Genomic DNA, 17,701 nt, shown 5'->3' on the forward strand with positions numbered 1-17,701 from the left:
GCAGGCATCACCGGCCCGCCATGGCTTTGCTCAGGAACCGCGTTTCAATCCCAAGCCGGCGCGATACCCGGATTGGCTACGCGTTCGCCACGATCCAGTTCCGCGATCCGTGCCATGTCCTCAGCATCCAGCCGCAACTGTGCCGCCTGCAGGTTGCCGGCAAGGTTTTCGCGCTTGGTCGATGACGGAATTACCGCATAGCCTTGCTTCAAGGCCCAAGCCAGTGCGACCTGCGCGGCAGTGGCCTGATGCTTTTCGGCAATGGCCTGGATCACCGGGTCCTTCAGCACCGCGCCATAGGCCAGGCTCATGAACGCGGTGACGTGGATGCCTTGTTCGCGCAGGTAGGCGATCAATGCACGGTTCTGCAGATAGGGATGAACTTCGATCTGGTTGGTGGCAATGGCATCGGCGCCGAGGATGGCGATGGCCTGCCGGGTCAGGTCGATAGTGAAGTTGGAAACACCAATCGCCTTGGTCAAACCCAGCGCCTTGGCTTCACGCAGCGCACCCAGGAACTCGGCCATCGGCACTTCGTCCTTGGGCGAGGGCCAGTGGATCAGGGTCAGGTCGACGTGGTCGGTGCGCAGCTTGCGCAGGCTCTCGCGCAGACTGGCAAGCAGATCATCGTGATGGAAGTTGCTGATCCAGATCTTGGTGGTCAGGAACAGCTGCTCGCGCGGCACAGCGCCGCTGGCGATTGCCGCACCTAGATCGGCCTCGTTCTCATAGATCTGCGCAGTGTCGAACGCGCGGTAACCCAGCTCCAATGCGTTGTGCACGGAGTCGGTGAGTACCTGGTCCTTGAGGCGGTATGTGCCAAGGCCAATAGCGGGAATAGTCATTCAAATCTCCAGAAATTCGCGCGTACAGGCTACGCCGTGCAGCGCGAACGAAAAGGTAAAGGGGAGTAACAGCGTGTTCTGTCAGTGCGCGCTGACGGCAATGCTTTCAGCGCGTACATCCAATCCGTCGCGGCGATCCAGGCGGCCACTCACTACGGTCAATGCCAACGCACCCAGTACCACCAAGGCGCCAATCCAAGGCGTGTGCATCAGTCCGATGTGATCGACCACCAGACCACCAAGCGAGGCGCCCAATGCGATGCCGATATTGAACGCGGCGATGTTCAGGCCCGATGCGACATCGGTTGCCTGCGGCACGAAGCGCTGCGCCTGCTTGACCACATACACCTGCAGGCCCGGCACATTGCCGAATGCCACCGCACCGAGCGCCAGCACGGTCAGCAACACCAACCAACGGTTGTAGGCAGTGAAGGTCAGCACCAGCAGCACCAATGCGAGCAGGCCGAAGATCAAGGTCAATGCGGGAATCGGACCACGACGATCTGCCAGGCGTCCGCCCCACAGATTGCCGATGGCCACTGATACGCCGTACACCAGCAGCACCGCGCTCACCGCATTGGCCGAGAAGCCGCTGACGTCCTGCAGGATCGAGGCGAGGAAGGTGAAGGACAGGAAGGTGCCGCCATAGCCCAGTGCAGTCATTGCATAGACCAGCAACAGCCGAGGCTGCGCCAGCACCGCGAACTGCTGGCCGAAGGTGGCCGGTGCACTGCGCGGCAGGTCACGCGGCACGAACAGCAGGCTGCCGAGCAGGGCGATCACGCCCAAGGCAGCGACGGCGAGGAAGGTCGCGCGCCAGCCCAGGTGCTGGCCGATAAAGGTGCCCAGCGGCACGCCGGAGACCAGCGCCACGGTCAGCCCGGTGAACATGATCGCGATCGCGCTGGCGGCCTTGTCCTTGGGCACTACCGAGGTGGCGATGATCGAGCCGATCGAGAAGAACACGCCGTGTGCCAGGCCGGTCAACACCCGCGCCACGATCAGCGAGCCATAACCGGGTGCCATCCACGCAATCACATTGCCGACGGTGAACAGCAGCATCAGCGCCACCAGCAAGGCCTTGCGCGGCACCCGTCCGGTCAAGGCGGTCAGCACCGGCGCGCCGATGGCGACGCCCAGCGCATACAGGGAAACCAGCAGGCCGGCCGAGGGCAGGCTGACATGCAGATCGGCTGCAATGGTCGGGATCAAGCCGACGATGACGAATTCGGTGGTGCCGATGGCGAACGCACCCAGCGTCAGTGCCAGCAGGGCAAGGGGAATACCGCGTGACATGGGCGAATCCTCGGGAAGGGCTGCGCAGTGTGAATGCGTAACTCTTGCCGAAAAATGCGGTTTCCCACCAATTACTATTGATTTAAAATCAATAATTGCCGTCACCCCAGGCTGCCCCGATGAAAACCACCCTCGACGAAATGCAGGCCTTCATCGCCGTGATCGACACCGGCTCGATCACCGCAGCGGCCGAACAGCTGGGCCAGACCACCTCGGGCGTCAGCCGGGCGCTGGGACGACTGGAAGAGAAGCTCGGCACCACCTTGCTGACCCGTACCACCCGCCGCCTGCAGCTCACCGACGAGGGCGAAACGTTTCTCGCACAGGCGCGTGCCATCGTCGCCTCTGTGGACGAGGCCGAAGAGCAGATCGCAGCGCGCCGTGGCACGCCGTCAGGCCGCCTGCGCGTGGATGCGGCGATGCCGTTCATGCTGCATGTGATCGCGCCGCTGGTGGCCGGCTACCGCGCGCGCTACCCGCAGGTGGCGTTGGAGCTCAACAGCAGCGAGCGCTACATCGACCTGCTGGAACGGCGCACCGATGTGGCGATCCGGATTGGCCCGCTGTCGGACTCCACCCTGCATGCGCGACCACTTGGACATAGTCGCCTGCGTGTGCTGGCCAGCCCGGCTTACCTGCAGCAGCACGGCACACCGAAGAACGTCACGCAGCTGCAGGCGCATACCTTGCTGGGCTTCAACGAACCGGATTCGCTGAATCATTGGCCGTTGGCGAGCGAAGACGGTGAGCGCCTGCACGTGCGACCCGCATTGGCGGTGTCGAGCGGGGAGATCCTGCACCGGTTGGCATTGGAAGGCGTGGGCATCGTCTGCCTGTCTGATTTCCTCACCGCAGCCGCGCGTGCGCGTGGCGAGTTGGTGCAGGTGTTGCCGAAACAGACGTTGGATGCACGCCAACCGATCCACGCCGTGTACTACCGCAACACCGCGGTATCAGCACGCATCAGCTCCTTCCTCGACTACCTGGCCGAAGCAATGGCGCAGCCGTTTGTAGGAGCGGCATAAGCCGCGAAGCTGACATCATCAAATCCACCGGAATACGTGTGATCCGATGAATTTCGGGCGTGGCGTTACGCGCCGTGTATGGCCGGAAAGCCCCTGCCGAGCATGGTTCGGCACTACGCTTTCGCCCCCTCCCTTTGGCGGAGCCAAGGGGAGGGTTGGGGAAGGGTAAGCTGATCGCCGAAGCGATGGCGCAGCCGGTTGTAGGAGCGGCGTAAGCCGCGAAGCTGACATCGTCAGAACCACCGGCATGCGTGTGATCCGATGATGTCGGGTGCGGGGGTGCGCGCCGTTTGTCGCCATCGGGAAAGCCCCTGCCGAGCATGGCTCGGCACTACGCTTTCGCTCCCTCCCTTTGGCGAAGCCAAGGGGAGGGTTGGGGAGGGGTAGGCTCTTCAGCTTCTGACATTGCGGTGGCTTCGCGGCTCATGGCCCGAGGCCACCCAGCGCCGCTCCTTAAAAAGCCAACCACAAAGTTCCTCAATGCTGCTGAGCATGATGCCAGGCATGGCGCACCAGCCAGCGCGCCTCATCCCAGGAAACCGCCAACGCCGGGCTATGCCGGTGGTAGCTGTCCTGCAGCACTTTGTAGAGCTGTTCTTCGTTGGCGCGTGGATAGGCCTGGTACACGTCGTAGCCCATTTCCAGCAGGCGCTGGTAATGGTCGAACTCATGTTGGCCAAGATGGCCGATGGCATGCACGCCGCGCCAGTAAGTCAGTTCGGCGTGGCGATCGATGCTGCGCTGGGCTGTAGGTGCGGTCTGCATGGGTAGGACTCCGTTAGCGGTCTACCCCCTGTCCGGCCGATGCTACGACGCGGGCAGGGGGTGCGCAACTCGCCCAATTCAGCTTTCCGCGCTGGCGGCATCCAACTGCGCGATCTGCTCTGGATTCAAGCCAAGCTGCGCCGCTGCCAGCACTTCCTGCAGCTGCTGCACGCTGGTGGCGCTGACGATGGGAGCGGTGATGCCTGGGCGCGCGATCAACCACGCCAGCGCCACCTGAGCCGGCGACGCCTTGTGGCTGGCAGCCACATCATCCAGTGCCTGCAGAATGCGCAGGCCACGCGGGTTGAGGTAGCGATCAGCCACTTTCGCCCCGCGGGCCGCGCTCTTGCCTACATCATCGGCGCTGCGGTACTTGCCAGTGAGGAAACCACTGGCCAGCGAGTAATAACTGATCACGCCGATGCCGTGCTCGCGCGCCAGCGGTTCCAGTTCGGCTTCATAGCCGCTGCGGTCGTAGAGGTTGTATTCCGGCTGCAGGGTTTCGTAGCGTGGCAGGTGATAGTCGGTTGACACCTTGAGCGCATCACGCAGGCGCTCAGCGCTGTAGTTGGATGCGCCAATCGCACGCACTTTGCCGGCCTCGATCAAGCGCGCGAACGCGCCCAGACTCTCTTCCAGCGGCACCGACTCGTCGTCCTCATGCGCCTGGTACAGATCGATCACATCCGTCTGCAGGCGACGCAGGGAATCCTCAACCGCTTCATTGATGTTGTCGGCCGACAGGCCCGGATGCTCGGCCCACTTGGCGACCTTGGTGGCGATCACCACCTTGTCGCGCTTGCCGCTGCGCTGCAGCCAGCGGCCGATGATGGTCTCCGATTCGCCGCCGCGGTTGCCCGGCACCCATGCCGGATAGACATCGGCGGTATCGATCAGGTTGAAGCCGGCATCGACGAACGCATCGAGCAAGCCAAAGGATGTCTTCTCATCGGCACTCCAGCCGAAAACATTGCCACCAAAAGCGATGGGGCTGACATGGAGACCCGAGCGGCCAAGTTCGCGTGACTGGGGCATGCGTTGCTCCTTTGTTGATCAGTTCAACAGCATAGACGGCATGCGTTCCAATTCCGTGGCAACGTCGTGAATACAGCGTTCCGTGAGCCGTTTCCACGCTAACGGGAAGTAAACATTTGCATGCTGCATTGCACTTGCAGCCGCGTGCTAGGCTCGCCGTTTCAACCGACGGAATTCCGCATGAAGAAGCCCGCCCCGCTGTTGTGTGCCTGTCTGCTGGCGCTTGCCAGCACCCTGTCTGCCGGCACTGCGCTGGCCCATGAAGCCGCTGCCAGCACAGCTGACGCGCAGGTATCGCCGCAGCTGCAGGCTGCCATTGCCGGCAGTTGGCGTACGCCGGCCAATGTGCTGCGTGACGAATACCGTCATCCAGCGCAGACCCTGGCCTTCTTCGGCCTGCAACCGAAGCAGACGGTCATCGAGATTACCCCCGGCGGTGGCTGGTATTCCGAAATCCTTGCGCCCTACCTGCGCGACGGCGGCAAGTACGTTGCCGCGGTGGTTGACCCGGCAGCCTTGCCGGCGGGCGGCGGTCGCGATTACCAGCAGCGCTCGCGCGATGGCTTGAGCAAGAAGTTCGCTGGTGCTCCGGCCCAGTTCGACCGTGCTGCCGAGGTGGCTTACAACCCTGCCGCACCGGTACTGGGCGCGCCGGGTTCGGCGGATCTGGTGCTGACCTTCCGCAATGTCCACAACTGGCGTTCCTCTGGCCAGGCCGAGGGTATGTTCAAGGCCTTCTTTGACGTGCTCAAGCCGGGCGGCACCCTCGGTGTGGTTGAGCACAGGGCCAAGACCGATGTGCCGGCCGATGACGGCAGCGGCTATGTTGGCCAGGCGCAGGTGATTGCCATGGCCGAAGCCGCCGGCTTCAAGCTGGCTGGCAGCAGCGAGGTCAACGCCAACCCGCGCGATACCAAGGACTACCCCAAGGGCGTGTGGACGCTGCCGCCGTCCAACAGCCATGACCCCGCTGATGCCGCCAAGTACAAGGCCATCGGCGAAAGCGACCGCATGACGCTGCGCTTCGTGAAGCAGTAACCGCGCAGGAAGTAGGGCTTGGAGAGGGGAGGGTGAGACAATGTGCGGCCGCACTGTTGGCCGCACGGCCCTCAAACTGGCGCGCGACGGAAGATCGTCGCGCCCAGCCAGCAATGCATCTTCAATCTACTTTTCGAATACCCGCATTACATGCTTATCGCCTTCAATAAACCATTCAACGTGCTGTGTCAGTTCACCGACCGCAGCCAGCCGCCGCGCACGACCCTGGCTGGCTTCGGCTTGCCGCCGGACGTATACGCGGCCGGTCGTCTGGATTACGACAGCGAAGGCCTGCTGCTGCTTACCGATGATGGCAACCTTGCCCATCGTCTGACCGACCCACGCCACAAGCAGCCCAAAACTTATTGGGTGCAGGTTGAAGGCGTGCCAACCGAAGAGAAGCTGCAGGCGCTGCGTGATGGCGTGCAGCTCAACGACGGCCCAACCCTGCCTGCGCGCGTTGAGCTGCTGGCTGCAGCCCCCAGCCTATGGGAGCGGAACCCGCCCGTACGGTTCCGCAAAACCGTGCCGGACAGTTGGCTGGCAATCACCCTGCGCGAAGGCCGCAACCGCCAGGTGCGACGCATGACCGCTGCGGTAGGCTTGCCGACGCTGCGGCTGGTGCGGGCGGTGATGGGGCCATATGCCCTGGATGAACTCCAGCCGGGGCAGTGGCGCCAAGTAGATTGAGCTGTGGTGACCAGCGTTGTCACGTTGCAGCTGATTGCATCTGGCCGATGATGGAGTCGCGATAGGCGACAGGACTCGATTCGATTGCAGGTTGATCGGCATCGGGTGCGGAGCCACTCCCACGTCCTTGTCGAGAGTGGCACCGCATATACAATTGAAAGATATGGTTCCATCACCTTGGGCGCTTCGATCACGCCAGGTCTTGCAGCGGCCGCTGCATCCAGAGCCAGCCGGAAGATATGCAGCCGTCCCTGCAAAGGCACATCATCGACACTCGCGCGAGCCCTCGCACCGCTGTGTTTATCGCTGCACAGTTGCCTGGACGCTTGCGATCATTGCCATGACAGCGGCGCGATGCGGCTACCAGATGTCGATGGTGGTCGCGAAGCCTGCAGGGTCATGCGCATGTATCGCGATCTCCGCAGGGATGAAGCTTCTGCCTCGGTAGATGGGCCTTGCCGCGTAGCGGCTCAGCTTGCCAGAACGCATCAGTGGCAGCACCGTGGTGGTATCGATCCTGCGCTTCTGCTGCGCAACCCATATGGGAACAAACACCATGTTTTCCACATCACAATCACCGCCAAGCTCTTCTGGGATCAACTGCAGGAAAGCCAGTTCACGTCGTCGCACCGCTGCTTCGCATTTCTCTCTTGTATCGAAATACCCGAAGTCAGCGGATCCGGCTTTGCGGGTGCGGCGCCCGTCGTGCATGACACTCTCCTGTAGCCTTTTCAACTGAAGCGAGTGCATTGATCAAGGCAACGCGGAAGAGCTGCAGCGATGAAGAGCGCTGTGCTCCGCCGCTATGAAATCCCGCAATCAATGACGCTGTCTTTGGAGTTGAGAGGATACGAGAGTTCTGTCATATCGCCTTGTTACCACTGGGCATGAGCTGGCGTAGACGCGGCATGTAAGCGTGCATTGATTGATGGGTGGCGCGACAAGGTGCGTCGCTTCAGTTGAGCATCCGGTTTGAACAGCGAACCGGCGGGTTGTGTGCCGCAACGCGTTTGGCCCTACGCGGGTCGCAAAACGCGCTCGTACAAAGCCCGGCAACTTTAGGGGCAACCGGCTGGTAGCGCAGAAGGAACCCGGGCGTCAGTGAATCGTGATCGTCATATCAGCCATGCATGTAAGCAATCAACGATGCTGTTGCTTACTGCCCGGCAGGTGGCTCCCACAGCTCGACCTTGTTGCCTTCGGGGTCCATCACCCAGCCGAACTTCCCTTGTTCGGAACCTTGCGGCTCGCCAACGACATTGCAGCCTTCGTTGCGCAGTGCCGCCAGCAGTGCATCCAGGTCATCCACGCGGAAGTTGATCATGAAGGACGCAGTGGAAGGCGCCATATAGCTGGTGTCTGCAGCAAACGGGCTCCAGATCGTCGCACCCGCCGGGCTATCCGCGCCGCCCCACTGGAACACCGCACCGCCCCAGTCGCTGACATCCAGGCCGAGGTGCTCGCGATACCAGCTGGAAAGCGCCTTTGGATCATTCGACTTGAAGAAGATTCCGCCAATGCCGGTTACGCGTTTCATGCAGGTTCTCCAAGGGTGATCAAGGTGGCGATGGCTGATGCCGCGAAACAGGGATCCAGCGTGGTTTCGGCTCGATGCTGGGCGAGCTGCAGCTATTCAATCAAAGCGCCATCTGCGTCGATGTGAATGTCGCTTCAGTCCGCAGCGCGCTCCGGTCGCCGGTAGTCCTGCGGGTCATCCGGCCTGTCCAGCAAGCTGACACCATCCGGATCCTGGCGAATCGTCGAGATGATCTCGCCTGCCTCATCAAGTCCTACGATCGCATCGCCATCCTCCGATCATTGCCAGCAGCACCCAACAGAGGCGCACAACTGCGACATCTACGCGATGGCGAACGCTGCCAATCGCTCCCGATCGGCGATGTACTGGGCGGCGCGCTCCTCCGGAACCCTACAGACATCAACCTGGACCAGGTTAGAGGAACGCGTTGGCTCTGAAGAGATGGAGCTCTCTCCTCGCGGCGGAGTAGACGGATCGGCGTGCTGGCCGAAGAGTATGTCAGATGCGGATACATAGCAGAAGATTGGGAGAAGGTGTTTTTTCCGAATCAAGGTTTGATGCGCAATTGTGGTGCACAGACTACGGATGTTCGTCGCAACCCAGTCCTTCAAGCAAAGGATGGTTTGCGTGAGCTCTTGGAGGTGCGGTATCGATCATGGGCATTGGCATGGAGTGGGCTCCCGCGACAGTGGCTCCACGGTGCAGCGACCGAACAACCTGGAACGCTTAATCAGAACTGCCGTTCCGGAAAGTGTTGACGGTGCAGATGCTGGAGTACAGGAGTCGCTACCGCCGCCAGTGCAGCAGGTGTGGTAGTACACGGTTTCACCTTGCACAGTGTATGAAGGACGAAACCTGTCCTCGATCACCTTGGGTGGAAGAAGGAAATCCGCTGCAAGCAGGATGGCAAAGTACAAAGTAAACCCGCCTATGACTGCATGTGAGTTCTTCATGCAAGTCGAAGCAGCTTGCTCAGTGCCTGAACCGCGGAGACTTGAAAACTGAGCATAGGACGGTCTCATGGAGGACGCCCCAGTCTTACTGTGCTGTGTGTGCTTTGAATGAAGTGAGCGCGAAGAGACATGGCGATTCGACAGTAGCGCGTAGAAGCCGTCGAAAGCCCGGCCAGCTATTGGTCAAGGACGCAAATGGCTTGCATGAGCTTCGGAAGCCTATCCGTTGTAGGCAAGCACGATCAGGCGCAGCTCAGGTATGACGATGAGTACCTTCTCTGGCCCATGAGTGTAAAAGGATCCCTTGGTGCGCGACGCCGCCTCGATCTGTTCTTTCAGTTGCATATCAAGCCCAGCGCATTCCAGTCCCGGCGACAGCAAGGTCTGATCGTCATCGATGAGGGCAGCATCCGGGGTGGGGCGCCACGCATAAAACGTGTGATAAGGGTCGGCCGATTTGCGCGAGTGGCTGGTTGCGGGAAAGAACTCCAGCCCGCGCTGTGCGATGCCTTGGGTGGTTTCCCGGTCGAGCCGGTAAACCGCGGCTCCACAGCCCTCGCGGAAGCCTGATACGCCGCCGCGTGCGAGCGGATAGCTGATGCCAATCTCCGTTGGGATGATCCGCAGGTAGAACGACTCAGTCCACAATTTTCCGGCGAGCAACAGCGCCAGTACACCAACAATGACTGTTCGTAATTTTCCTGAAAAAACGGACATGAGTGTCATCCTGAGCTAAGCCCCGCCGCGAGGAGGGCCCGGCATGCACGAACTATCGGTGCCAATGCTAGGCGCTGAAAAATTGCAGGGGAACTGGCTCCTGGTTGCAGCGGCATACTCCAGGAAGCCTTGAGCCGTTGAAACCGCAATGGGCTGGCATGAGCGTAGCGCAACAGTAAAGCTATCGTCTCCCCAAATTCTCAACAGCGCGACGAGGATGGCGGCATGCTGTTCCGCCGCCGCTCCCATAAGTGATGTGCGGCCGTTGTACTTAAGAAGCGCTACAAGCCCGGTGTGATCTCGGGTCGCAAGCCGCAGTGCCGAACGATAGTCAACGTGATCAAACTTCTCCGCTTTGGAATAAACGTCACCTGGCTGATTTGGCTCGCGAAGATGGCGTTCCAACTGGGCCGATGGGTTCGGTATTTCGGCCGGGATGCCGAGAGATGCAGCCAGAATCAAGCCTGCGATGAACTGTTTCATGGCCGCCAATTCCTGGCTCAACTCGCAATACGGGGCGGGTTTGGTTGGAATGAACCATCAACACACCCTGTCATGCGAAGGGTGCCAGCGCCTGTCAATTTGATGGCACATGCTGTGGTGCAGGGAGCAAAGGAAGATGGGATATCCCCATTCCTCAGCGGTCAACTCAACCGGTTCGCGAACAACCTGGGATTCGCGGTTCCAGATTGCCCAAGTGCCGTCTCTACCGTAACTTGGGCTGTCCTGGCGGAATAGATCCACCCCATCGAACGCATCCGTTGGAACCCGCGCCGCAATGCGGGCCAAAGATCCGGATCGGTTGCAGGCAATGAAGTCGGTAATGCGATGGAACCCTTGCGGATTCTTGGTGAGCAATTCGTCTGCCGGAACAAGAGACTCACTTGTGAAGTAAAAGGCATGAACCAGTTGCCCACCGCCCATGATCTGACGCGAGAGCACCAGACAGTAGTAGTAACGGTCGCCTTCCTTGATCGCCAGAAGATCACCTGGACGGATGCGGATCATTGGCACCAACTCCGTAGCTTAGCCGCGCCGCGTGGTGGCGACGGCTTGAATGAATTGTTGGACATCTTACTGGTCGGCGGTGAACAGTACATGCCGCCCCTCGGAAGCCGCGGTTTGGTAGAGGGTGCAAACCTCTTGGAACCATTCCCACGTGTAGTGGAAGTCCTCGTCAGTCAGATCGAAGCCGTACTCTTTCGGGTTGATGGCGTCATAGCGCTCTCTGAAATGCTCTTGCGTGAGACCTGCTATCGCCAAAGCTACCTCCCTGACTTGCTCAGGAGTCTTCAGGCTGATGATATAGTCGTTCTCGCTGTAAAGAGGCTGGCCGCCGAGGACTACATGATTGAGGGGATATTGGCCTCCGTCATAACTGAGTAGCCCGTCCGAAAGGGCTCGGTGCATCGCATCCCATGCCTTGTCGCATTGAGCGATGTAACGGCCGGGCTCTGCGAAATAGCGTTCCTCGATATCCTCCCGGATGAGCATGAGTCGCTCCTTGTCGTTCTGCTTGGATAGCAGCAAGGCGACGTCGTCAACGGAGAGTGCAAAGTGCACGCCAAGACAAGCCATGAGGTCTCCTCGGGAGGCCTGAGTGAGGTTTGAACAACCGGCTCGATCACCTTGATTCTCCTGTTCGAGTCGGCACGTGCACTACAGATCACGATAACGGCGACAGCTGGATGCGTAGCATCGCTTTCAGTCGATACGGCTGCCGACCCTGGCCGCTGCCATTTTTTTCTTAGTGTGGCGTAACCAACGCCGTCCACGGCACAGTCTGCACCGCCTCGGACAGGACTGTGCCGTGTACGCATGCGTCGGCCTTTTAGCTCGGCACTCCCGGAAGTCAGTTGCATGGATAGCTCAGGCTCTCAAATCGTGGCCAGTGGTCTGACAAGCTGCAGGGGAGGGTAGAGATGCCTTTGGTCAACGACAGCCCCGGTCCGAACGAATCATTGGTACTACGCCAAGTACTTGGCGAGGATCGCACTTAGCGCGAGCGCTGCTCCTGCGATTGATACGGAGCGAAAGTGCTTGTGCCATCCGTACGCCATTAGGCCGAACCCTGTCGCTCCAAAAAGGTTGCGAAGGTTTTGTCCATAGAACAGAAAATCGATAAGGTTGATTGCAGCAAACAACAAGAAAAGTACAAGGAAGGCTCTATTGCTGGTCGCCATGCCGAAAAGATCCTTTTCAATTCCAACTCTATAAGCAAGCCACGCCGGGACGCGGGGTCGGTCGGAGCGAACTGTCAGCCCTGTGCATGGCGCTCTAGCTCAGCAAGCGACTGAAGAGCGGTGCCGAAAACGGGTAGTACAGTTGAGTCAAGCCAGGCTGATTCGTTGTCGCGGCGATGGCTGAACATCGCTTCTGTTTCCACTGCCATGGAGTGGCCTCGGCTTGAACGAATTGTCAGGTGGTTGCCGGACCAACATCCATGCCGTCGTAAGTGTCAACGCCGAATCTGTCGGCGAGAGCATAGAGTTCTTGATTTCTTTGGTGCAGCGAAAGAACCGTGTGCGGCTCAATTTTTTCCATATGCAGGAAGTAGTACTCTTCCTCGCCTTCGTCAAACTCAGGGACGAACATGTCAACAAAACGGTAGCCTTGTTGATCTAGCTCAGCGGCGAGTGTGCGCAGCTTGTCGGCCGAACTGTCAGTAAAGAAGTAGCCCCAGAGCATTGGGCCATCGATGTTCCAGTCCGTTGATTCCTGGATGTTCGAGAACATTGCTTCCAGGCTTCCGATATCAATCATGTAAACACCTGACTCCATAAATGCGCCGAACCGCGTATCGGGTTCGGCTCGAATGAACTGTTGAACGCTCCTTTCAACGAGCGTCTTCCGGGCGAGGTGACCCATCGCGTGCAATTCCCTCGCCGCACGTCGGGCAGTGCCAGCCTCCCAACATTGCTTCACGCACACTGGATGGCTTTCGGAACCTTGGTAAAGGCGCTTTGCACTTTGGACATGACTTGCTGGGAAGTAAGAGTGCCAGAACAAGTACCGCCACTCCGCCAGCGGGGCCTCCAATCAGTACAGCTGTCAACAACGTACCCATAAGAATCCTGTTGGAGCCAACTCTGGAATCAAGCCGAACCGCGAAGCGAGTTCGGCCTGAATGAACTTTCGAGCTGTCGCAATGACAGCAACAACACCTTACTTTGGTGCTGGATGCGCTGCATCGAGCAGCGCGTTCTGCTCCACAGCGGCGTCATAGATCTCAAACAGCGATGCTCTTGCAGACCAGATGCCCATGCAAACCAAAAGCAAGGCCATTGGCAACAATTTGTAAATTCGTTCTGCAATCATTGGAATTACGTCCTTTGTAAAAATCCAGTGGAGCTTCCTGATTCTAGCGCTAAGTAGACCCGCGAAGCAGCGACGCCTTGGTCGAAAGGTTAGGTCCTGGCCCCTGTGACGCAGATCCAAGCATCTTGCTTGGATATTGTCAGGGTGCCGTTGCCGCGTTGAAATTTCCACCATTCACCCGAGCAAGAGCTTCCATCTCTCCTGCACAGTATGTAATCACCTTCGGGCGCGATAAGCCACTGCTCGATTGGATAAGCCATCTTGCCCGCAGGGAAGTTGGGGCTTGAATCTGCAAGGGCCCGTAGTGCAGAGGCATCGATGGGCGGCTCGCGAGCTAATCGCACCTGGCCGAGCGCTGCCTTGCCACAATAGGAGGGCGGACTATAAGAATCGACAGTAGCCGTCGTGCATCCGGCAAGGGCGATCACTGCCACTAGAAGTAAGGGACACTTCATGCAGGACCTAACTCTGGAATTGAGCCGCGCAGCGGGATCGGCTTGAATGAACTGCTAGGTGGCGGGCTTGATACTGGACGCATTGATTGCCCAGCTGTTGAGAGCGGGTGCGATGCTATCAAGTGGCATTGCCGTCGGGGGTAGTTGGTTCTTTGGAGGTCAGTGCGACACCCCATGCAGCGATCTCCAGCGCGACGCCAAAGCCGCCAATCAGCCATGCCCCGGTGCTGGATGAAACAACGTAAAAGCAGAGTGCGACCAGGAATAGAAGGATCGCGAGAGCATGTAGGATTTTCATTTTTCCACCTAACGTCTGCGTAAAGCCGGGCCGCGAAGCGGCTGTGGCTGGGATGCGTTGTCAGCTGCCAGCCTAGATAGGCGTGACGCCGGTTTCATCGAACCAAACATCTTCCGAAGAATGAATGTCTCCCTCTGTCTCGTTGTAGTTGACGGTGAGTTCATCGCCGGCGCCGATATCCCGAGCGGCGGAAAACACCATGCAACGGCCATCCGCATGAGCAGCGTAGCGCACATTTGCGGGATTGGCGTGGTTGTACATGCTGCCCCAGCCGAGTGCGACGCAAGAGGCGGGAGGTCCGTTGGTGAGGCGGCCCCAGTCAAACACGATGCGCTGTATCTCCTCCGGCATTTCGTCCCAATCCGCCCGCACGATGACTACCGGACAGACCTCGATGTTCTCACCTGACCTGATTTGCTTGGTGGCAAAGACGCCGAGCCCTTTGGCGGTTTCCGTGTCTTTGATAGTCGCTGCATAGCAAACGCTAAAATGCGTCATCGAACTCCGGAATCAAGCCGATCCGCGAAGCGGGTTCGGCTTGAATGAATTGTTAGATTTACCGCGCGGGCTTTGCAGATAGCTCAGCGTACGCTCGCTTGCCCACCGACTCAGAAAGGTGGTTAAGTCCCATGACGGTGTTGGCGGAGGTATCGGACACAGTGTGTTCTTGGCCGAGGTAGCGAATACGAAGGCCAAGCCTGTCTTTTCCTGCCATGAATCCGAACATGACCCGCACACCGGGAGGTCGCTGTCGGATGTCAGTAATTGCAACCTCGGCAGCATCTGTTTCCGATACCGCAAACGAATTTTTCCTGGCTTCTGCGGCGTAAGCTTGCTCAATTAGCGGTGGCACTTTGTCGTTGTGCTCACAGTCGCCGCAATCCCAGATGATGTTGAGCTTTGGGACTGTTGGCAATGCCTGTGCGAGCTCAGGCAAAGACGCCGAGGCAGTGGCCGCAGGCTCAGGCGCAACCTGTGCAAAAACAGGCTGTATGGCGACAAAAGCAAGCAGAAAAGTCACACACAAGATATCTCTTTTCACGCGATCCCCCTTTTTGTTGGACAGAAATTTAACTCTGGGATCAAGCCGAGTCGCGAAGCGAGTTCGGCTTGAATGAACTGTTAGTCGTCAACTCGGAAGGTACCCGTCGAACTCCCACAGCAACTCGTGATTGATGACTCGGGCAACGTCTTGCCAGCTTGGCCGGGCCGCGTGCGCAAGGAGGCGATTGACCGAGTGCTCCACCTGGGGCCAAGAGAACGAATCAACGATTAGTGTGCCACGCCCCCAGCCGAATCTCCCCGACTCAGCTAAGGCGGTTGGCGTGGCAACAATAAAAAAAAGCCGTCCCCGGCGGTGCCGGAGCTCGGTCCAATCGTAGCAAGCATAGGAACGGGGCAATGCGCTGGGTCTGGGGGAAGATCTCCAGTGGCGAGGTCGGAGCTTGAGAGACCGAACAGCTTGGGAACGATCATTGGCGGCTGACTCTGGAATCAAGTCGACCCGCAGCGGGTTCGGCTTGAATGAATTGTTAGCCCTTGCGCCAAAGTGCCGCGTCTGCACCGACGATCAAGGTAACGACGATAGAGGCAACTAGATAGCAAACGAACTGATCACGGAACCCTAGCTTGAGATTCCGGCTAGCTGATACGAGGAGGCCAAATAAGACCGTCACAACAATCAGGGGGATTGTCCAAGTGCCAAATCCAAGTAATTGGCTAACCCTCGCCTCGTCATTTGGGTTGTAAAAACTCATTCCCGCTGCCAAGAGGCGCATGAAAAAAGCCATATAGAGGAGCGCAAAGCCGAACTGTGATCGGTGATTTTTGACAAGCCAGAATCCCACAATTCCTTGAGCAATGGTAATGACAGGGCCAGCAGCAGAAACCATGGCTTGATCTAGCGCGCTCATGGGATTTTTGGACCACACATGATTGGGGGTGGCAACCATGTCATGCCCAATGGCAACACCCGTTAGCCAATGAGCAAACTCATGCACGAGAAATGTCCCAATGCCAACAAAAAAGAGGTTCATGTAAAACTTGAGGGGCAACGCTGATTTTTGGAGGCTCACCAATTTCTCCTGTAAGGCCAAACTCTGGAATTAAGCCGCCGCTGCGAAGCGGGTTCGGCTTGAATGAACTGTTAGGCGCGAAAACCCCGTTGGTTATGAACTCAAAGTCCCGAGATTGCATCTCGAAGCGCCTCCCATAGATCCTTAAGCTTCTTTCGGCTTCCCATGAAGAAAAGGACTCGTACCAGTTGTATCAGGACGGCGGCTAGAAGGACAAGGAGTCCAATCAGTCCAATCGCATCCCTAAATAGGATTCCTGCGATAGCGAGGACGACTAGTGCTAGCAAAACGGCTAGGTCGGACTTCCGCATTTCTCTTTGAGTAGCGGTGGTCATCGCGCCTAACTCCGGAATTAAGCCGACCCGCGAAGCGGCGTCGGCTTAAATGAATTGTTAGGCATCAGCTGACTCCCACAGGCGACCGGCCCGGGTGACCTTGCAGTGATAGCACCCGCTGCTCTTGTCGTCCATGTTGTACCAAGCATGCGCCCCACCGGCCGCCTCGCAATCCATACCTTTGTCTGCGATGCCAAGGTCGATAAGAAACCAGGGCAAGTGCCGACGTACGGCAGTCCTCCAGCGGTACGGTGATGGTTTTGAGGCGGTGTCCATCTGATGCCTAACTCCGGAATTAAGGCGACCCGCGAAGCGGGTTCGGCTTGAATGAACTGTTGGGTGCCACCCGCGTGATAGCCATTAGCTTGTAATCTCCATCTTGGCTGACCCGTAGAGGCGAACTGACCGCTCAAGAGATGGAGAGTATTCATGCTGTGGGTATGAGGACACGCTAATCACCCAATCTGAGCCAACGAACACAAGTTCGAGTGGGACTAGCTTAGTGAGGAAGAGTAATGCCAACTGTTCATCACAGCTTGCAGTGAAGAATTCGAAGTCTGCCTTGTACTGTTCTACGCCAATTGCAGACGACCCGCCCTTGGAGCTAACGAATCGACCTATTTTTTTGAGCCACGTGTCATAAGCATCAGTCTCTGGAAATAGTTCGATTCTCTCCATCGGGCCCTGCAAGATTTCCCGAAGAGTTTCAGCTTCCTGCTTTGTGACCGGAGTAATCATCGGACCCTCTTGCTGCACCTAACTCTGGAATTAAGCCGACTCGCGAAGCGAGTTCGGCTTGAATGAACTGTTAGGGCGCTACTCCACTACGCTCGTGCCCCAGCCATCATAGTCACCGCCGTTCTTGGTCGCTATTGCCTCAAGAGCACGCGTCGTTGCGGTCATAGCATCCAATTGCGGCACCATCTCACGGGTAGCATGAATCTGCCATTGCGACTGTCCGGAAGTACGATCTATTGAAGTGATGGTGTAGCCAAGTTGCTCCATATCCGCAGCCGCAGCTTTAGCTTTTCTTTCGGTTGGTACGAACATGAAGAAATCAATGTTATGCGGCTTTGAAACGTTCGATCCGGCAGAAACCAAGTTCTCTATGACGCGAGCGTCCTGTTGTTCTGCTATGGACTGAGCCATGCAAGGGCCAGAGAAGAGCAGGGAAAGCAAAGTCAGATGGAGGAAAACTTTCATAGCGCCCTAACTCTGGAATTAAGCCGACTCGCGAAGCGAGTTCGGCTTGAATGAACCGTTAGGCGGCTGCAGCCAATTGCACAACCCATGGCCAACGCTGCCCTGCTTGTACAACC

21 protein-coding genes are annotated in these 17,701 nt (G+C 58.4%); 3 read left to right on the plus strand and 18 right to left on the minus strand.

The features are described from left to right. Positions 1 to 44: 44 nt before the first annotated feature. Complete coding sequence (gene dkgB / locus ACVOLR_RS14975; RefSeq protein WP_481537130.1) at positions 45 to 845, minus strand: 2,5-didehydrogluconate reductase DkgB; 801 nt, start codon at positions 843 to 845, stop codon at positions 45 to 47. Between the two features lie 81 nt (positions 846 to 926). Continuing rightward, the gene (locus ACVOLR_RS14980; RefSeq protein ID WP_481537131.1) at positions 927 to 2,141 is read right to left on the minus strand and encodes an MFS transporter; all 1,215 of its coding nucleotides are present in this window, start codon (positions 2,139 to 2,141) and stop codon (positions 927 to 929) included. Positions 2,142 to 2,260: 119 nt separating this feature from the next. On the opposite strand from ACVOLR_RS14980, the gene ACVOLR_RS14985 reads away from it, so the two are divergent. After that, positions 2,261 to 3,166, plus strand: a complete 906-nt coding sequence (locus tag ACVOLR_RS14985; protein WP_481537132.1) for a LysR substrate-binding domain-containing protein — start codon at positions 2,261 to 2,263, stop codon at positions 3,164 to 3,166. A gap of 477 nt (positions 3,167 to 3,643) precedes the next feature. Here ACVOLR_RS14985 and ACVOLR_RS14990 read toward each other — a convergent pair whose 3' ends face one another. Together ACVOLR_RS14990 and ACVOLR_RS14995 are read right to left on the minus strand one after the other, a co-directional pair. Continuing rightward, a complete protein-coding gene (locus tag ACVOLR_RS14990; RefSeq protein WP_481537133.1) occupies positions 3,644 to 3,931 on the minus strand; it encodes a hypothetical protein in 288 nt (95 codons plus the stop codon). A 78-nt stretch (positions 3,932 to 4,009) separates the two neighbouring features. Beyond that, on the minus strand, positions 4,010 to 4,966 hold the full coding sequence (locus ACVOLR_RS14995) for an aldo/keto reductase (protein ID WP_481537134.1): 957 nt from the start codon (positions 4,964 to 4,966) through the stop codon (positions 4,010 to 4,012). A gap of 180 nt (positions 4,967 to 5,146) precedes the next feature. On the opposite strand from ACVOLR_RS14995, the gene ACVOLR_RS15000 reads away from it, so the two are divergent. Together ACVOLR_RS15000 and ACVOLR_RS15005 are read left to right on the plus strand one after the other, a co-directional pair. Next, positions 5,147 to 6,004, plus strand: a complete 858-nt coding sequence (locus ACVOLR_RS15000) for a class I SAM-dependent methyltransferase (protein WP_481537135.1) — start codon at positions 5,147 to 5,149, stop codon at positions 6,002 to 6,004. A 150-nt stretch (positions 6,005 to 6,154) separates the two neighbouring features. After that, the gene (locus ACVOLR_RS15005; RefSeq protein WP_481537136.1) at positions 6,155 to 6,694 is read left to right on the plus strand and encodes a pseudouridine synthase; all 540 of its coding nucleotides are present in this window, start codon (positions 6,155 to 6,157) and stop codon (positions 6,692 to 6,694) included. A 360-nt stretch (positions 6,695 to 7,054) separates the two neighbouring features. On the opposite strand, the gene ACVOLR_RS15010 is transcribed toward ACVOLR_RS15005, so the two are convergent. From ACVOLR_RS15010 to ACVOLR_RS15075, 14 genes are all read right to left on the minus strand, one after another. After that, positions 7,055 to 7,405, minus strand: coding sequence for a hypothetical protein (locus ACVOLR_RS15010; protein WP_481537137.1), 351 nt, complete (start codon positions 7,403 to 7,405; stop codon positions 7,055 to 7,057). Positions 7,406 to 7,850: 445 nt separating this feature from the next. Next, the gene (locus tag ACVOLR_RS15015) at positions 7,851 to 8,231 is read right to left on the minus strand and encodes a VOC family protein (RefSeq protein WP_481537138.1); all 381 of its coding nucleotides are present in this window, start codon (positions 8,229 to 8,231) and stop codon (positions 7,851 to 7,853) included. Positions 8,232 to 9,403: 1,172 nt separating this feature from the next. Beyond that, positions 9,404 to 9,901, minus strand: coding sequence for a hypothetical protein (locus ACVOLR_RS15020; RefSeq protein ID WP_481537139.1), 498 nt, complete (start codon positions 9,899 to 9,901; stop codon positions 9,404 to 9,406). Positions 9,902 to 9,916: 15 nt separating this feature from the next. Continuing rightward, the gene (locus ACVOLR_RS15025) at positions 9,917 to 10,384 is read right to left on the minus strand and encodes a hypothetical protein (protein WP_481537140.1); all 468 of its coding nucleotides are present in this window, start codon (positions 10,382 to 10,384) and stop codon (positions 9,917 to 9,919) included. A 57-nt stretch (positions 10,385 to 10,441) separates the two neighbouring features. After that, positions 10,442 to 10,909, minus strand: a complete 468-nt coding sequence (locus ACVOLR_RS15030; protein WP_481537141.1) for a hypothetical protein — start codon at positions 10,907 to 10,909, stop codon at positions 10,442 to 10,444. A 66-nt stretch (positions 10,910 to 10,975) separates the two neighbouring features. Beyond that, positions 10,976 to 11,479 (minus strand): YfbM family protein, encoded by a 504-nt coding sequence (locus ACVOLR_RS15035; RefSeq protein WP_481537142.1) that lies wholly within the window; start codon positions 11,477 to 11,479, stop codon positions 10,976 to 10,978. 840 nt (positions 11,480 to 12,319) lie between these two features. Further along, the gene (locus ACVOLR_RS15040; RefSeq protein WP_481537150.1) at positions 12,320 to 12,664 is read right to left on the minus strand and encodes a ribonuclease E inhibitor RraB; all 345 of its coding nucleotides are present in this window, start codon (positions 12,662 to 12,664) and stop codon (positions 12,320 to 12,322) included. Positions 12,665 to 13,066: 402 nt separating this feature from the next. Further along, positions 13,067 to 13,219 carry a hypothetical protein gene (locus ACVOLR_RS15045; RefSeq protein ID WP_481537143.1) on the minus strand — a complete coding sequence of 51 codons (153 nt, stop codon included), beginning with the start codon at positions 13,217 to 13,219 and terminating at the stop codon, positions 13,067 to 13,069. Between the two features lie 573 nt (positions 13,220 to 13,792). Further along, positions 13,793 to 13,972 carry a hypothetical protein gene (locus ACVOLR_RS15050; protein WP_481537144.1) on the minus strand — a complete coding sequence of 60 codons (180 nt, stop codon included), beginning with the start codon at positions 13,970 to 13,972 and terminating at the stop codon, positions 13,793 to 13,795. 72 nt (positions 13,973 to 14,044) lie between these two features. Further along, positions 14,045 to 14,470, minus strand: a complete 426-nt coding sequence (locus ACVOLR_RS15055) for an SET domain-containing protein-lysine N-methyltransferase (protein ID WP_481537145.1) — start codon at positions 14,468 to 14,470, stop codon at positions 14,045 to 14,047. A 58-nt stretch (positions 14,471 to 14,528) separates the two neighbouring features. After that, positions 14,529 to 15,014, minus strand: a complete 486-nt coding sequence (locus tag ACVOLR_RS15060; RefSeq protein WP_481537146.1) for a hypothetical protein — start codon at positions 15,012 to 15,014, stop codon at positions 14,529 to 14,531. A gap of 87 nt (positions 15,015 to 15,101) precedes the next feature. Further along, entirely contained in the window at positions 15,102 to 15,536 is a 435-nt protein-coding gene (locus tag ACVOLR_RS15065; RefSeq protein WP_481537147.1) for an Imm8 family immunity protein, read from the minus strand. After that, the gene (locus ACVOLR_RS15070) at positions 15,505 to 16,047 is read right to left on the minus strand and encodes a hypothetical protein (RefSeq protein ID WP_481537148.1); all 543 of its coding nucleotides are present in this window, start codon (positions 16,045 to 16,047) and stop codon (positions 15,505 to 15,507) included. Before ACVOLR_RS15070 ends, ACVOLR_RS15065 begins: the two co-directional genes overlap by 32 nt. A gap of 1,151 nt (positions 16,048 to 17,198) precedes the next feature. Beyond that, the gene (locus ACVOLR_RS15075; RefSeq protein ID WP_481537149.1) at positions 17,199 to 17,585 is read right to left on the minus strand and encodes a ribonuclease E inhibitor RraB; all 387 of its coding nucleotides are present in this window, start codon (positions 17,583 to 17,585) and stop codon (positions 17,199 to 17,201) included. Positions 17,586 to 17,701 lie beyond the last annotated feature (116 nt).

This window comes from Stenotrophomonas sp. STEN030, from assembly GCF_056759995.1.

Bases quoted from the DNA above. Each gene is read 5' to 3' on its own strand.
- dkgB (WP_481537130.1), bottom strand. From the start codon at position 845: ATGACTATTCCCGCTATTGGCCTTGGCACATACCGCCTCAAGGACCAG.
- ACVOLR_RS14980 (WP_481537131.1), bottom strand. From the start codon at position 2,141: ATGTCACGCGGTATTCCCCTTGCCCTGCTGGCACTGACGCTGGGTGCG.
- ACVOLR_RS14985 (WP_481537132.1), top strand. From the start codon at position 2,261: ATGAAAACCACCCTCGACGAAATGCAGGCCTTCATCGCCGTGATCGAC.
- ACVOLR_RS14990 (WP_481537133.1), bottom strand. From the start codon at position 3,931: ATGCAGACCGCACCTACAGCCCAGCGCAGCATCGATCGCCACGCCGAA.
- ACVOLR_RS14995 (WP_481537134.1), bottom strand. From the start codon at position 4,966: ATGCCCCAGTCACGCGAACTTGGCCGCTCGGGTCTCCATGTCAGCCCC.
- ACVOLR_RS15000 (WP_481537135.1), top strand. From the start codon at position 5,147: ATGAAGAAGCCCGCCCCGCTGTTGTGTGCCTGTCTGCTGGCGCTTGCC.
- ACVOLR_RS15005 (WP_481537136.1), top strand. From the start codon at position 6,155: ATGCTTATCGCCTTCAATAAACCATTCAACGTGCTGTGTCAGTTCACC.
- ACVOLR_RS15010 (WP_481537137.1), bottom strand. From the start codon at position 7,405: ATGCACGACGGGCGCCGCACCCGCAAAGCCGGATCCGCTGACTTCGGG.
- ACVOLR_RS15015 (WP_481537138.1), bottom strand. From the start codon at position 8,231: ATGAAACGCGTAACCGGCATTGGCGGAATCTTCTTCAAGTCGAATGAT.
- ACVOLR_RS15020 (WP_481537139.1), bottom strand. From the start codon at position 9,901: ATGTCCGTTTTTTCAGGAAAATTACGAACAGTCATTGTTGGTGTACTG.
- ACVOLR_RS15025 (WP_481537140.1), bottom strand. From the start codon at position 10,384: ATGAAACAGTTCATCGCAGGCTTGATTCTGGCTGCATCTCTCGGCATC.
- ACVOLR_RS15030 (WP_481537141.1), bottom strand. From the start codon at position 10,909: ATGATCCGCATCCGTCCAGGTGATCTTCTGGCGATCAAGGAAGGCGAC.
- ACVOLR_RS15035 (WP_481537142.1), bottom strand. From the start codon at position 11,479: ATGGCTTGTCTTGGCGTGCACTTTGCACTCTCCGTTGACGACGTCGCC.
- ACVOLR_RS15040 (WP_481537150.1), bottom strand. From the start codon at position 12,664: ATGATTGATATCGGAAGCCTGGAAGCAATGTTCTCGAACATCCAGGAA.
- ACVOLR_RS15045 (WP_481537143.1), bottom strand. From the start codon at position 13,219: ATGATTGCAGAACGAATTTACAAATTGTTGCCAATGGCCTTGCTTTTG.
- ACVOLR_RS15050 (WP_481537144.1), bottom strand. From the start codon at position 13,972: ATGAAAATCCTACATGCTCTCGCGATCCTTCTATTCCTGGTCGCACTC.
- ACVOLR_RS15055 (WP_481537145.1), bottom strand. From the start codon at position 14,470: ATGACGCATTTTAGCGTTTGCTATGCAGCGACTATCAAAGACACGGAA.
- ACVOLR_RS15075 (WP_481537149.1), bottom strand. From the start codon at position 17,585: ATGAAAGTTTTCCTCCATCTGACTTTGCTTTCCCTGCTCTTCTCTGGC.